General features: G+C 70.0%; 13 protein-coding genes. 3 read left to right on the forward strand and 10 right to left on the reverse strand.

What is annotated here, in order from left to right:
- Positions 1-328: 328 nt before the first annotated feature.
- Positions 329-1,288, reverse strand: coding sequence for a class A beta-lactamase (gene bla, locus ASD66_RS06760; protein WP_056890374.1), 960 nt, complete (start codon positions 1,286-1,288; stop codon positions 329-331).
- A gap of 105 nt (positions 1,289-1,393) precedes the next feature.
- Between bla and ASD66_RS06765 the strand changes: the two genes are divergently transcribed.
- Genes ASD66_RS06765 through ASD66_RS06775 form a run of 3 tightly spaced genes read left to right on the forward strand, consistent with a single transcriptional unit; the run spans position 1,394 to position 3,763 of the window.
- A complete protein-coding gene (locus ASD66_RS06765; protein ID WP_056890375.1) occupies positions 1,394-2,260 on the forward strand; it encodes a LysR family transcriptional regulator in 867 nt (288 codons plus the stop codon).
- The gene (locus ASD66_RS06770) at positions 2,257-3,186 is read left to right on the forward strand and encodes a serine hydrolase (protein ID WP_056890376.1); all 930 of its coding nucleotides are present in this window, start codon (positions 2,257-2,259) and stop codon (positions 3,184-3,186) included. The genes ASD66_RS06765 and ASD66_RS06770 overlap by 4 nt, the downstream gene beginning before the upstream one ends.
- A 19-nt stretch (positions 3,187-3,205) precedes the next feature.
- Positions 3,206-3,763, forward strand: coding sequence for a protein-L-isoaspartate O-methyltransferase family protein (locus ASD66_RS06775; RefSeq protein WP_056890377.1), 558 nt, complete (start codon positions 3,206-3,208; stop codon positions 3,761-3,763).
- A 1-nt stretch (position 3,764) separates the two neighbouring features.
- Here the strand turns inward: ASD66_RS06775 and ASD66_RS06780 are convergent, their stop codons facing one another.
- The 9 genes from ASD66_RS06780 to ASD66_RS06820 form a co-directional block, all read right to left on the reverse strand.
- On the reverse strand, positions 3,765-4,139 hold the full coding sequence (locus tag ASD66_RS06780) for an MmcQ/YjbR family DNA-binding protein (protein ID WP_056679594.1): 375 nt from the start codon (positions 4,137-4,139) through the stop codon (positions 3,765-3,767).
- A gap of 62 nt (positions 4,140-4,201) precedes the next feature.
- Positions 4,202-5,356 (reverse strand): acyl-CoA dehydrogenase family protein, encoded by a 1,155-nt coding sequence (locus tag ASD66_RS06785; protein WP_056679592.1) that lies wholly within the window; start codon positions 5,354-5,356, stop codon positions 4,202-4,204.
- A gap of 34 nt (positions 5,357-5,390) precedes the next feature.
- Positions 5,391-6,575 carry an acyl-CoA dehydrogenase family protein gene (locus tag ASD66_RS06790; protein WP_235529979.1) on the reverse strand — a complete coding sequence of 395 codons (1,185 nt, stop codon included), beginning with the start codon at positions 6,573-6,575 and terminating at the stop codon, positions 5,391-5,393.
- Positions 6,572-8,560, reverse strand: a complete 1,989-nt coding sequence (locus ASD66_RS06795; protein ID WP_056890378.1) for an acetyl/propionyl/methylcrotonyl-CoA carboxylase subunit alpha — start codon at positions 8,558-8,560, stop codon at positions 6,572-6,574. The genes ASD66_RS06790 and ASD66_RS06795 overlap by 4 nt, the downstream gene beginning before the upstream one ends.
- Entirely contained in the window at positions 8,557-10,140 is a 1,584-nt protein-coding gene (locus ASD66_RS06800; protein WP_056890379.1) for an acyl-CoA carboxylase subunit beta, read from the reverse strand. Before ASD66_RS06800 ends, ASD66_RS06795 begins: the two co-directional genes overlap by 4 nt.
- Positions 10,137-11,273 (reverse strand): acyl-CoA dehydrogenase family protein, encoded by a 1,137-nt coding sequence (locus ASD66_RS06805; protein ID WP_056890380.1) that lies wholly within the window; start codon positions 11,271-11,273, stop codon positions 10,137-10,139. Before ASD66_RS06805 ends, ASD66_RS06800 begins: the two co-directional genes overlap by 4 nt.
- Positions 11,273-13,000: an acyclic terpene utilization AtuA family protein gene (locus tag ASD66_RS06810; protein ID WP_056679580.1), complete on the reverse strand. Its 1,728-nt coding sequence runs from the start codon at positions 12,998-13,000 to the stop codon at positions 11,273-11,275. Before ASD66_RS06810 ends, ASD66_RS06805 begins: the two co-directional genes overlap by 1 nt.
- The gene (locus ASD66_RS06815) at positions 12,997-13,800 is read right to left on the reverse strand and encodes a TIGR03084 family metal-binding protein (protein ID WP_056890381.1); all 804 of its coding nucleotides are present in this window, start codon (positions 13,798-13,800) and stop codon (positions 12,997-12,999) included. The genes ASD66_RS06810 and ASD66_RS06815 overlap by 4 nt, the downstream gene beginning before the upstream one ends.
- Positions 13,797-14,402 carry a TetR/AcrR family transcriptional regulator gene (locus tag ASD66_RS06820; RefSeq protein WP_056679574.1) on the reverse strand — a complete coding sequence of 202 codons (606 nt, stop codon included), beginning with the start codon at positions 14,400-14,402 and terminating at the stop codon, positions 13,797-13,799. Before ASD66_RS06820 ends, ASD66_RS06815 begins: the two co-directional genes overlap by 4 nt.
- Positions 14,403-14,464 lie beyond the last annotated feature (62 nt).

Genomic DNA, 14,464 nt, shown 5'->3' on the forward strand with positions numbered 1-14,464 from the left:
CGAGTGGATTCGAGACAGTCGCAGAGCGACTTCCCCAACCAGCGAAGGGTGCCGGGCGGGGGTGGCTTCGAGACGCTCGCTGGCGCGATCTCCTCAACCACCGAGCCACCAAGGATCCGGTGTTCGCGCATCAAAAACACACGGTTCGCGCATCAAGAATGCACGGTTCGCGCATCAAGAACACACGGTTCGCGACGAGCTGGCGGGTTCGTCGTACGCGCATCACCGTGCGGTGCGCGGCTCCCCAACCAACGGGGGTGGCGCGTGGGGTGGTTTCGAGACAGTCGCTGCGCGACTTCCTCAACCAAGGATCGGCTGCACGAGGTCATCAGCTGCCGGAGGAGCCGAGACGGTCGGCGACGAGGGCTGCGAGCTCGGCGTGGACGACGTCCGGCGTGACCGCGTCGGCGACCTTCCCGCGCACCAGTGCGGCGATCACCACGGGCTCGCCGCGAGGGTTCCAGGCCACACCGACGTCGTTGTTGCTGCCGTAGTCGCCGCCACCGGTCTTGTCGGCCAGGATCCACCCCTCCGGCAGTCCGGCCCGGAACCTGTTGTCCGAGGTCTGGTTGGCCAGCATCCAGTCGCGCAGGGTCGTCCGGTCCCGCCGCGACAGGGTGTCGCCGATGAGCAGGCCGGCGTACGTCCGCGCGATCGCGGCCGGAGTCGTGGTGTCGCGCGGGTCTCCGGGCAGGGCCGAGTTGAGCTCGGTCTCCCACCGGTCCAGCCGGGAGACGCCGTCCCCGACCGACCTCAGGAACGCGGTCAGCCCGCGCGGGCCGCCGATCTCACGCAGCAGCAGGTTGCCTGCCGCGTTGTCACTGAAGCGCAGGGCGGCGTCGCAGAGCTCGCGGATCGTCATGCCGTCGTCGACGTGCCTGCCGGTCTCCGGGGTGTGACTGATCAGGACGTCGGCAGGTGGGTAGAAGACCCGCCGGTCCAGGGTCTCCCCGCGGCGATCGTGGTCGCGCAGCACGGCCGCTGCCGCCAGCGCCTTGAACACCGAGCACATCGCTGCCGGCGCGTCCGCCCGGTGCTGCATCGTCCTGCCGCTGCGGAGGTGGGTGGCAGAGAGGCCGACCGTCACGTCGTACCGCCGCTCGATGGCGGCCACCTCGCTCACCCGGTCACCGCGCCCGGCGGTGGTGGCAGGCGCGGCACCACTCGCGGGCAGCCAGCCCGACGCGGCCAGGGCGAAGGGGGCAACCGCACCCGCCTTGAGCAGGGTGCGGCGGTGTGGCGGGTTCGGTGCAGACGGGTTCAATGCAGACGGCTTCGATGCAGACATGGCGGCCTCCCGGGATGGATGTGTGGCCCCACGGAACCGGACGGCGGCCACTCGTGTCCAAGACGGTTCGGCTACTGATCCATGCGTTGTCGCTATGGTTCCCGGGTGGATCTCGTGGCTCATCTCAGGGCGTTCGTGGCCGTCGCCGACGAGCGCAGCTTCACCCGGGCGGCGGACGCGTGCGGCGTCCCGCAACCGGTCGTCAGCCGGCGGGTCGCGGCCCTCGAGAAGCATTTCGCCGGTGCCCTGCTGCGTCGTACGTCGCGCGAGGTCGAACTGACCCCGTTGGGCCGCAGGCTCCTGCCCCATGCCGCGGACCTGATCGCCCGCGCCGACCACCTCCAGGACCTGGCTCGCCGGCACGACACCCAGGTGGTCGTGGGGCTCCCCCGCGACGCCGATCCGCGCGGCCTGGTCACCGCCCGCAGGGCCGGTGAGCGCGCCGGCGTGGACGTCGACTTCGTCGAGCTCGATCCGTCAGAACGCCATGCGGCGTCCAGGAGCGGCCAGGTGACCGTCGCGCTCACGGCCTGCCCCGCAGGGGAGGGAGTGATGACAGCCGAGCTCGGCGCCGCCACCAGCGGCGGCGCCATCCGCGGACGGCGCGTGCACCTCGACCAGCTGCGTCGGCAGGGACCGGCCGACCGGGCTCCCGTCCTGCACCTGCATGCCGAGGACGACGTGCCATGGATCCGCGACCGCGTCGTCCGTGCGGCACGGGCCAGCGGTCTGGCACCGCACCAGCTCCGGATCGGAGCCGGTCGGACCGAGAGCGTCACCGCGGCCCTCGACCTCGGCGACGTCATCGTCTGTACGCCGGGTTGGGCGGCCCGGCACGACCTGCGGTGGCGGTCCCTGGGCGGACTCGAGCTGGTGCGGAGCTACGCGTTCACCAGTCAGCCGGACGCCACGTTGCCGGCCGGCATCGAGGTGCTCGAGAAACCGCTGGCTGATGCCCTGGGACTCACGTGAGCGGCGCTGCGAGCTCGGCGTACGGGTTCTCCGGCGAAGCCGTCGAAGTGGCCCACGAGATCAGGCAGGCATGGTCGGAAGCCGGACTGCGGGGCGCGTTCAGTGCCCGCAACCTCGACACTGGTGAGGAGCTGGGCTTCGAGCCCGACCTGCCGTTCCCGCTGGCGTCGGTCTCCAAGGTTCCGCTGGCCCTCGTCGTCCTCGACCTGATCGCCTGCGGAGAGCTTGACGCCGAACGCCAGGTGACGTTGGACCCGAAGGACCGGACTCCCGGCCCCACCGGGATCTCGTCGTTCCGTCACCCGACGTCGGTGGCCGTGGAGGACCTCGTGCTCCTCATGCTGACCGTGAGCGACAACGCCGCGGCCGACGCGCTCTTCGAGATCACGCCGCCGGCGGCGGTCGCCGACAGGCTGGCGGCGTGGGGCTGCACCGGGATCCAGGTGCGTCACCCGATCCGGACCTTGTACGACGCGGTCAGCGCGGCCTCGTCCGACGACCCGGTGCTGGCCCTCGAACTCGCGATACGCGCCACCACGGGCGGCGGCGGCCACGTCCTTCCCGCCCTCGACAGCGGCACCGCGACCTGCGGCACCTCGCGTGGACTGGTCGACCTGATGGACAAGGTCTGGAATGACCGCGTCAGCGTGCCGACCGCGACCGCACGACTGCGTGAACTCCTCGGAGGCCAGGTCAACGGAGCCAGACTCGCCTCGGGCCTGTCCTCCGACCTGGTGCGGGTGCACAGCAAGACCGGGACCTTCCTCAACCTCCGACACGAGGCCGGGACGATCTGCTCCTCGGCCGGGGACCGCATCGCGGTGGCGGCGCTGACTGCCTCGACGGTGCCGTCGAGGGTGCAGCCCGAAGCAGAGCGTGCCATTGCGCTGGCCGGGCGGGCGGCATTCGAGGTGCTCCGGTTCTAGTGCGTGGTTGACTCGGGGCATGGAGCCCGTGGCTGCGGCGTTCGAGGCGGTGCCACGAGCCGGATTCCTGCCGGCCCGGGCGCGCCGGCGTGCGTCGTACGACGGACCGATCCCGATCGGGGAGGGACAGACCAACTCCCAGCCCCGCACGGTGGAGGCGATGCTCGAGCTGCTCGACGTGCGCCGCGGCCAGCACGTGCTCGACGTCGGCGCCGGGTCGGGCTGGACCACTGCCCTGCTGGCGCACCTGACCGGGCCGACCGGCCGGGTGCGGGGAGTCGAGCTGGTGCCCTCGATCACCGCATGGGGACAGCGGAATCTCGAAGGGGCGGCGATGCCGTGGGCGAGCATCGAACGCGCCGAGCCCGGCGTCCTCGGCCTGCCCCGGCACGCGCCGTACGACCGCATCCTGGTCTCGGCCGAGCCGGCCACGCTGCCCGACGAGCTGGTCGCACAGCTGGCCGACGGCGGGCGCATGGTCATCCCGGTGTCCGGCGTGATGCTGCTCGTCGTGAAGCGCTCGGACGACGTCGACGTGACCAGGCACGGTTACTACCGTTTCGTGCCGCTGAAGTAGGTCAGCCCGGTCGGTCGACCTGGGCGGCGAGGTGGTCGGGTGCCATCAGGCAGAAGGAGTCGACCAGCAGCTCACGCACCTCGGTCCAGTCGGAGTCCTCGTCGATGATCATGCCGATCACGTCACGGCCCCAGCCGGCCCGGAAGTACGGCGCACCGAGGTGCTCGAACGCCGCGACCTCGTCGGGCTCGCCCCGGAAGACGATGCGGAAGAGCTGGTCCTCGCCGCCGAAGACGTGCACCACGGTGTTGCCGCCGACCCGCCAGCGCACGCCCACCCACGCGTCCTCCTCGTGGATCCGCGGGAGCGGGTCGAGGATCGCGCGCAGGCGTTCGAGCATCCACGTCGGGACGAGCGGGCGCTCCTTCTTGGCCATGGCACAAAGCCTGCCATGCGCCGCCGACAGCCGATCAGACGTCCCGAGTCATCGGAGGACGATCAGAGGCCCATCATGCGGCCGACGATCTCCTTCATGATCTCCGTGGTTCCTCCGTAGATCGTCTGGATGCGGGTGTCGAGGTACGCCTTGGCGATCGGGTACTCGCTCATGTAGCCGTAGCCGCCGTGCAGCTGGAGGCAGGCGTCGACGGTCTTCTTCTGCAGCTCGGTGGTCCACCACTTGCCGGCGGCGGCGTCGTCGATGGAGAGCGTGCCGGCGTTGAGCTCGGTGATGCAGCGGTCGACCCACACCTGGGCGATGCGTGCCTCGGTCTCGAGCTCGGCCAGCGTGAAGCGGGTGTTCTGGAACGCCGAGATCGGCTTCCCGAAGGCCTTGCGCTCCTGCACGTAGGCGACGGTCTGGTCGATCACCGAGCGGCAGGCCGCGGCAGCGACGACGCACAAGGTGAGGCGCTCCTGCGGGAGCTTCTCCATCAGGTAGATGAAGCCCTTGCCCTCTTCGCCCAGCAGGTTCGCGACCGGGACCTTCACGTTGTCGAAGAACAGCTCGGCGGTGTCCTGCGCCTTGAGGCCGATCTTGTCGAGGTTGCGACCGCGCTCGAAGCCCGCCATGCCGCGTTCGAGCACGACCAGCGAGATGCCCTGGGCGCCGGCCTCGGTGTCGGTCTTGCAGGCCACCACCACGAGGTCGGCGTTGATGCCGTTGGAGATGAACGTCTTGGACCCGTTGACCAGGTAGTAGGGGTCGCCGTCATTGGTGACCAGCTTGGCGGTGGTCGTCATGCCCTGCAGGTCGGAGCCCGCGCCGGGCTCGGTCATCGCGATCGCGGTGATCGTCTCGCCGGTGCAGAACTTCGGGAACCAGCGCGCCTTCTGCTCGTCGTTGGCGTAGGAGAGAAGGTAGCCGGAGACGAGGTCGGTGTGCAGTGCGAAGCCGACACCGCTGGCGCCGATCCTGGTCAGCTCCTCCTGGAGGATGGCGTTGTAGCGGAAGTCCTGCACCCCGCCGCCGCCGTACTCCTCCGGCATCATGAAGCCGAGAAGGCCGAGCTCGCCGGCCTGCTCCCACAGCTCACGCGGCACGATGCCGGCGGTCTCCCACTCCTCGTGGTGAGGGACGACGTGCTTGTCGAGGAAGGCTCGGACGGTGTCGCGGAACGCGTCGTGATCGGCGTCGAAGATGTTGCGCTGCACGGTGATTCTCCTGAAACGGTGGGGGTTTTGGGGGTCAGTAGGACTTCGGCAGGCCCAGGGAGTGCATCGCCACGAAGTTGAGGATCATCTCCCGCGAGACCGGGGCGATCCGCCCGAGCCGGGCAGCGACCAGCATGTTGCCGAGGCCGTACTCCTGGGTGAGGCCGTTGCCACCGTGGGTGTGCACCGCGACGTCGGTCGCATTGCAGGCCACCTCGCCGCCGGCGTACTTGGCCATGTTGGCGTACTCCCCGGCGGCCATGTCGTCGCCGGCGTCGTAGAGCGCCGCGGCCTTCTGCCACAGCAGCCTGGCCTGCTCGAGCTCGATCTTGATCTTGGCCAGCGGGTGCGCGATGCCCTGGTGGGCGCCGATCGCCTGGTCCTTCCAGACCGAGCGTTCCTTGGCGTAGGCCACCGCCTTGTCCAGGGCGTAGCGGGCCATGCCGCAGGAGAACGCGCCGCCCATGATCCGCTCGGGGTTCAGGCCCGCGAAGAGCTGCCACAGGCCGCCGTCCTCGTCACCGACCAGCGCGTCTGCGGGCACCCGCACGTTGTCGAGGAACAGCGTGAACTGCTTCTCCGGTGCCTGCCACGACATCGGGATCGGCTGCTTCTCGAAGCCTTCGGCGTCGGTGGGTACGACGAACAGTGCGGGCTTGAGCTTGCCGGTCTTCGCGTCCTCCGTGCGCGAGACGATCAGCACCGACTGCGCCTCGTCGACCCCGGAGATGAAGGTCTTCTGTCCGTTGATCACCCAGTGGTCACCGTCACGGGTGGCCGTCGTGGTGATCTGGTGGGAGTTGGAGCCGGCGTCGGCCTCGGTGATGCCGAACGCCATCAGGTGCGAGCCGTCGGCGATCCCGGGCAGCCACTGCTTCTTCTGGTCCTCCGTGCCGCAGCGGGTGATGATCGACCCGCAGATCGCGGGAGAGACCACCATCATCAACAAGGGGGCACCGGCCGCGGCGCACTCCTCGAGCACGGACGCGAGGTCGGACATGCCGCCGCCACCGCCGCCGTACTCCTCGGGGATGTTGACGCCGAGGAATCCGTTGCGGCCCATCTCGAGCCACATGTCCGTCATCTTGCCGCCCTCGCGGGCCTGCTTCTCGACGAACTCACGACCGTACTTCCCGGCCAGCTTCGCGACCGCCTCGCGCAGCGCGACGCGCTCCTCGGGTTCGCTGAACATGGTCTGGGTGGGGGCTGCCTGGGTCATGCGTTCTCCTCCTGGGTGACGTCATCGGTCGAGACGACGGCGAGCACAGCGCCTGCCTCGACCTGCTGCCCCGCGGTGGCGGCCAGCTCGGTGATCGTGCCGGCGTGCGGCGCGACGATGGTGTGCTGCATCTTCATGGCTTCCATGACGAGGATCGTCTGGCCCTCGCTGACCTCGTCGCCGACGGCTGCGCTCAGCGAGATCACGCTGCCCGGCATCGGCGCCAGCAGCGATCCCTCGGCGACGTGGTCGGCCGGATCGGTGAAGCGCGGCTTGCGTCGGAGCCCCACGTGGCCCAGCGACGACTCGACGTCGACCCGGTCGCCGTCGGTGTGGATCGTCAACCTGCGTTGGACTCCGTCGACCTCGAGCCGGACGACGTCGGGCCGCGCCTCGAGCACGGACACGTCGTCACGGTCTGCGAACCGATAGCTCCGGCCGCCGAACCAACGGATCTCCAACACGTCGTCCGACGGTCTGCCGTCGACGTGGAACAGGGCCCGCTGGGGATGTGCCGCGACGTTGCGGAACCCGGCCGGGATCCGCCGCTGCACGGGGCGGGCCAGCCGGGCCCGCTCCGCAAGCGCGATGGCGGCCGCGAAGCCGCTGAGCTCGACCGCTCCCGGGCGTCCCGAGGCCGTCGCCAGGGAGGCCAGGTCGGCCGTGTCCAGCCAGGTGGTGTGCATCTCCGCACCGGCGAACACCGGGTCACGGAGCAGGTTGACCAACAGGTCGCGGTTGGTGACCAGCCCGTGCAGGCGGGCCTTCGCGAGAGTCCCGGCGAGCTGGCGCAACGCCTGCTCGCGGGTCGGCGCGTGCACGATCACCTTGGCGATCATCGCGTCGTAGAAGGTGCCGATCTCGTCGCCCGAGCCGACGCCCGAGTCGAGCCGGACGCCGTACGACGTCGGCCCCTCGAACTCGGCCACCACCCCGGGCACCTCGAAACGGGCGATGCGTCCGCTCTGGGGCTGGTAGTCGTGGGCGGGGTCTTCGGCGTAGAGGCGAACCTCGACCGCGTGGCCGTTCGGCGGGCCGACCTCGATGTCCGGCGAGTGTCCCTCGGCGACCGCGATCTGCAGGGCCACCAGGTCGACGCCGTGGACCGCTTCGGTGACCGGGTGCTCGACCTGGAGCCGGGTGTTCATCTCCAGGAAGTAGAACCGGTCACGCGCGGGGTCGTGGAGGAACTCCACGGTTCCCGCGCCGCGGTAGTCGATCGCCTCGGCCGCGGCCCGGGCCGCATCGTGCAGCGCGGTGCGGGTCGCGTCCGGCAGCGCCGGGGCCGGGGCCTCCTCGATCACCTTCTGGTGACGACGCTGCACCGAGCAGTCGCGTTCGCCGAAGACAAGGGCGCGCTCGGGGGTGCCGAGCACCTGGACCTCGATGTGACGGCCGTTCTCGACGTACGGCTCGACGAACACGGTGCCGTCGCCGAACGCCGACTGTGCCTCGCTCCGCGCCCGCTCGATCTCGCCGGGAAGGGCGTCGAGCGAGCGGACGATCCTCATGCCGCGACCGCCACCGCCGGCGGAAGCCTTGACCAGCAAGGGCAGGTCGGCCTCGGTCGCCGTCTCGGGCGTGAAGTTGCCGAGGACCGGGACGCCGGCGGCCTCCATCAGCTTCTTGGACTCGATCTTCGAGCCCATCTGCTCGATGGACGACGGGTCGGGGCCGACCCAGGTCAGGCCGGCCTCGGTCACCTGTCGGGCGAAGGCGGCGTTCTCGGAGAGGAAGCCGTAGCCGGGGTGGATCGCGTCCGCGCCGGCCCTGCGGGCGGCCTCGATGACCAGGTCGCCACGCAGGTAGGTCTCGGCGGGCGTGTTGCCCGGCAGCCGTACGGCGGCATCCGCGTCATGCACGAACGGCATGTCGGCGTCGGCGTCCGAGTGCACGGCGACGGTCTCGATGCCGAGGTCCCGGCAGGTGCGGAACACGCGTCGGGCGATCTCGCCCCGGTTGGCCACGAGCAGTCGATTGATCACAGTCGGAACACCCCGAAGTTCATCTCGCCCTCGATGGGCTGGTTGTCGATCACGGACAGGCAGATGCCCAGCACGGTGCGGGTGTCGCGGGGGTCGATGACTCCGTCGTCGTAGACCATGCCGGAGAGGAAGTAGGGCATCGACTGCTCCTCGATCATGCCCTCGACCATCTTCTTGATCTCCACGAAGCCTTCGGCGTCGAAGACCTGGCCCTTCTTCTCCGCGGACTCGCGGGCCACGATCTCCATCACCCCGGCCAGCTGCTGGGGTCCCATCACCGCGGACTTCGCACTCGGCCAGGTGAAGAGGAACCGCGGGTCGTAGGCCCGACCGTTCATGCCGTAGTTCCCGGCGCCGTACGACGCGCCCATGATCACCGTCAGGTGCGGCACCTTGGAGTTCGAGACCGCGTTGATCATCTGGGCGCCGTGCTTGATGATGCCGCCCTGCTCGTAGTCCTTGCCGACCATGTAGCCGGTGGTGTTGTGCAGGAACAGCAGCGGGGTGTCCTTCTGGTTCGCCAGCTGGATGAACTGCGCTGCCTTCTGGGCCTCCTCGCTCATCAGCACGCCGCGGGCGTTGGCGAGGATGCCGATCGCGCGCCCGTGCAGCCGGGCCCAGCCGACGCACAGCGACGAGCCGTAGAGCGGCTTGAACTCGTCGAACGGCACCGCGTTGTCGGCACCCGTGCCGTCAACGATGCGCAGGATCGCCTCGCGCGGGTCGAACGGCTCCTTCAGGTCGGTCGGGATCAGGTCGAGCAGGTCGTCGGGGTCGAGGTCCGGCTCGGCGTACGCGGTGTCGGCGTACGCCGCCTTCCTCCAGTTCAACCGGGCCACCACGCGCCGTGCGATGCGCAGGGCGTCGTGCTCGTCGAGGGCCAGGAAGTCGGAGGAGCCGGAGATGCGCGAGTGCATCTCGGCACCACCGAGGGACTCGTCGTCGGTCTCCTCCCCCGTCGCCATCTTCACCAGGGGCGGGCCGGCCAGGAAGACCTTGGCCTGCTCCTTGACCATGATCACGTAGTCGCTCATGCCGGGCACGTAGGCGCCGCCGGCGGTGGAGTTGCCGAAGACCACCGAGATCGTGGGCTGCTTGCGGGCCGAGGCCCGGGTCAGGTCGCGGAAGCCGCGGCCCCCGGGGATGAAGATCTCCTTCTGCGTCGGCAGGTCGGCACCACCCGACTCGGTCAGGTTGATCATCGGGAGGCGGTTGCGCTCGGCGATCTCGCCGGCCCGGAACGACTTCCGCAACGACCACGGGTTCAACGCACCGCCCTTCACCGTGGGGTCGTTGGCGACGATCATGCACTCGACGCCCTCGACCACGCCGATGCCGGTGACCAGTGAGGCGCCGACCGCGAAGTCGCTGCCCCAGCCGGCCAGCGGCATCAGCTCGAGGAAGGCCGAGCCCTCGTCGACCAGCAGGTCGACGCGTTCGCGGGCGGTGAGCTTGCCGCGTTCCTTGTGGCGGGCGATGTACTTGCCGCCTGCCTCGACGGCCTTGGTCTGCTCGGCGTGCAGGTCGGCGATCTTCGCCAGCATCGTCTCGCGCCGGTCCGGTGCAACGTCCGCGGTCATGACGCGTAGCCCAGAAGACGGGCGGCCAGGTCGGTCAACACTTCGGTTGCTCCTCCTCCGATGGGCAGGAGCCTGGCGTCGCGGTAGTGCCGCTCCACCTCGGTCCCGTGCATGTAGCCGGTGCCGCCGAAGAGCTGCACCGCTTCGTTGGTGACGTCTACGGCGGTCTCGACCGCGGTCTGTTTCGCCAAGCAGGCTTGGGCGATGACGTCTTCTCCGGCGACGTGACGGGCCGCGACGTCGAGCGTGTAGGTGCGGGCCACCTCGACCTGGCGGTGCATCTCGACCAGCTTGGCCCGCACCACCTGTCGCGAGATGAGCCGCTTGCCGAAGGTCTCGCGCTCACGGCAGTACGCCGCCGCGAGGGCCAGCGAACGTGCCGCGTGGCCGTAGCCCATCAACGCCAGGAAGATGCGCTCGACGACGAACTGCTCGGCGATGTAGTAGAAGCCCTGGTTCTCCGCGCCGACGAGGTTGGCCGCCGGCACGCGCACGTCGACGTACGACAACTCGGCGGTGTCGGAGCAGTGCCAGCCCATCTTCTTCAGGCCACGGGTGACGGTGAAGCCCGGCGTGCCCTTCTCGACGACGATGAGCGAGATGCCGCCGTGGCCCGCGTCGCCGGTGCGTACGGCGGTGGTCACGAAGTCGGCACGCACCCCCGAGGTGATGAACGTCTTCGCGCCGTTGATCACGTAGTCGTCCCCGTCGCGCACGGCCCTGGTCGTGATGCCGGCGACGTCGGACCCTCCGCCGGGCTCGGTGACGGCGAGCGACCCGATCAGCTCACCGGCCAGGGTGGGCCGGGCGAAGCGGTCGATGAGGTCGGGCGATCCGTTGGCGATTATGTGGGGCAGCGCGATGCCGTGCGTGAACAGCGAGGCCATCAGCCCACCCGAGGCACCGGCCTCCATGAGGCCCTCCTGCAGGGCGCACGCATCGAGCAGGTCGCCGCCCTGGCCACCGGCGCTCTCCGGATAGCCGACGCCGAGCACGCCCTGCTTGGCCGCGGCCAGGTGCAGGTCGCGCGGCAGCTCGCCGACGTCCTCCCACTCCTGGAGGTGCGGCATGATCTCGCGACGGGTGAACTCGGCGGCCGACTCCTTGAGCGCCGCGCGCTCCTCGCTCCACATCACAGCAGGGCCTCCTCGATGCTGACCATCCGTGACCGCACCCATTCGCCCAGCCCCTTGGCCTGTGGGTCGAAGCGGGTGGACGAGGCGACGCCGTCGCCGAGCAGCCCCTTGACCAGCACGTTGACCGCGCCGAGGTTGGGCAGCATGAAGACCTCGATCTCAAGGCCGTCGGCCTCCGGCACCAACTCGCGCAGGCGCTTGGCGGTGATGAGTTTCGTCAACCAGGTCACGCGATCTGCGTATTTCGGCGAGCCGTCGTTCGCGATCCACAGCCCGAGGTTGGCATCGCCGCCCTTGTCTCCGGAGCGGGCATGGACGAAGGTGCCGAGCGGCATGCGGCGGGTCAGGTTGTCCGAGGGCGCGGGGTACGGCGAGGGTCGCTGGCCGCCCTCGACCTCGACGTCGTGGGTCTTGACCGGGTCGGCGATCACCTCACGCGAGCCGTCGGCGTGCACGACCGTGTGCTCGACCAGCGCGCGGTCGACGTACGCCGGTCGGTAGACGCCGAAGGGCGTGGGCGCACCGGGAGGGCCGGTCATGGTGAAGCCGGGGTAGGACGCCAGCGCGAGCTCGACGGCAGAGGAGGTGAACGGCTTGCCGACCGGTCCGGCCGAGGGGTCCTTGGCGGTGCAGCGCAGCAGGCAGGAGGCGCTCTCCTCGGTCTCGGCGTCCGCCTGGGGGTGGGACGTGCGCGACCACACCACCTCGGCCGGCGGTGACGCCTTGAGCGAGGTGGTCATCTGGTCGCGCACCCAATCGGCCTTGGCATCGATGTCGAGGCCGGTGAGCACGAACTCGACGGTGTTGCGGAAGCCGCCGAGCTCGTTGACGCAGACCTTCAGCTTCGACGGAGGGGCCTCGCCGCGGACGCCGCTGATCGCCACACGGTCGGTGTCCTGCTGGGTGAGGGTGATCGTGTCGAGGAGGGCGGCCACGTCGGGGTTGAGGTAGCGCGTCGACTGGATCTCGTAGACCAGCTGCGCGGTCACGGTGTCGACGGTGACCGCGCCACCGGTGCCGTCGTGCTTGGTGATCACGCACGAGCCGTCGGCCTCCAGCTCGGCGATCGGGAAGCCGAGCGGCGTGCCGGTGTGGGGCAACGACCGGAACCCCGAGAAGTTGCCGCCGGTGGCCTGGGTGCCGCATTCGATGACGTGTCCGGCGACGACCGCGCCGGCCAGCTCGTCGTAGGACTCGGGCGTCCAGCCGAAGGCCGCGATGCCGGGGCCGACCACCACGGAGGCGTCCGTGACCCGGCCGGTGACGACGATGTCGGCGCCCTGCTCGAGGGCGCGGGCGATGCCGAAGCCGCCGAGGTAGGCGTTGACGGTGAGGGCGCCCTCCGAGATCCCGATGTCGCGGCCGCGAAGGTCGTCACCCTCGACGTGGGCGATGTTCGGGTCGAGGCCGAGACCGCTCGCGACCTCGCGCAGCCGGGCGGCGAGCCCGGCGGGGTTGAGGCCGCCGGCGTTGCTGACGATCTTCACGCCACTCTCGAGGGCCAGTCCCATGCACTCCTCGGCCTGGCGCACGAACGTGCGCGCGTAGCCAAGGGACGGGTCCTTCATGGTGTCCTTGCCGAGGATCAGCATGGTCAGCTCGGCGAGGTAGTCGCCGGTCAGGTAGTCCAGCCGCTTCTCAGCTGCCCCGGCGCCTTCCAGCATCTCGCGCATGGCGGAGAGGCGGTCTCCGTAGAAGCCGGAGCAGTTGCCGACGCGAATCATCGTGCCTTCCTTCCCTCGCCGGGCTGGCCGGCGAAGCACTGGGCGACGTCGAGCCACTGGTCGGCGTCGGTGCCGGTCGCGACGAGATCGGTGTCGGCGCGGTTGACCCGCTGGGTGACCAGCAGGCAGAAGTCGATCGCCGAACCGGTGACCCGTTGGGCGGCCTCGGCCGGGCCGTAGGTCCAGGACTGGCCGCTCGGCGAGGTGAGCTCGACGCGGAACTCCTCGGACGGCGGGGTCAGGTCGTTCGCGGCGAAGGAGAAGTTGCGGGTGCGCACCCCGATGTGGGCCACGTGCACGATGCGGTCGGTGGGCTCGGGCTGCCCGGTGATCGAGCCGATCGAGATCAGGGCGTCGTACACGTCGAGCGAGTGCGCCCAGGTCTCCATGAAGCGGGCCGTCGCCATCGAGGTCGGCGACATCGGCGGGCCGTACCAGGGGATCTTCTCGCCCTCGGGCACCGAGCGCAGGGCCGCGCCCAGGGCCGCGCGACCCGCGCGCCACCTGCCCAGCAGCTCGGACGGCGGCACCTTCGCACCGTCGAGGGCCGCGCTGTCGACCACGTTCTGCGGGTCGGCGATGGCCTCGAGCACGAGCTCGTCCCACCGCGCCTTGTCGGTCGCGGCAGCGACGGACGCCTCATCGGTCCACGCCAGGTGGGAGATCTGGGTCGCGACGTCCCAACCGGCGGCCGGGGTCGGCATGCGCCACTGCTCGTCGGTCAGGCCGGCCACGTGGTCGTCGAGCTCGGCGCTCTGCGCCTCGAGATCGGCCAGGACCCCGTCAAGTACGTCGCTCACTTCTGCTCCTTGAGGATCGTGTCGAGCTGGTCGGCCCAGCGGTCGAGGATGCGACCACGCCGGCGGGCGTCGTCGGAGATCGTGTCGGCCAGGCCCAGGCCGCGGACCAGGTCGAGGGTGGCCTGAACCAGCTCGCGGTTGCCGGGCACCGACTCGTCGATGCCGAGCAGCTCGACGGTCAGCCGGTGCGTCTCGCGGCCGACCCGTTGCTCGAGCGGCCCGACCGATTCGAGCAGGCCGGGGTCGGTGCGGGCGGCCACCCAGAGCTCGAGGGCAGCGGTGAACACGGGGCTGGTGAAGTGGTCACCCAGCATGCTGAGCACCGCGCGGGTACGCCGGGCGCCACGCGGCAGCCCCTCGGCCGCAGCGGCGAGCTCGAGCCCACGCTTCTCGGTGAGGTGCTCGACGGCGGCCAGGACCAGGTCGTTCTTCGTCGGGAAGTGGTGCAGCTGCGCACCCCGACTCACGCCCGCCCGACGAGAGACCAAGGTCGTCGAGGTGCCGCTGAAGCCGACCTCGACCAGGCACTCGACGGTGGCCTCCAGCAGGCGCTGGCGCATGACACGCGTTCGCTGCTCCTGGGGCACGCGGGTGGTGGTCATGCAGTCACCATGCACCCCTGAGCAACAAACAGTCAAGCCTGACTTTTAGTTGCTGAGACGGT

Source organism: Nocardioides sp. Root151 (genome assembly GCF_001427925.1).
In the GTDB taxonomy this organism is placed as follows: domain Bacteria; phylum Actinomycetota; class Actinomycetes; order Propionibacteriales; family Nocardioidaceae; genus Nocardioides.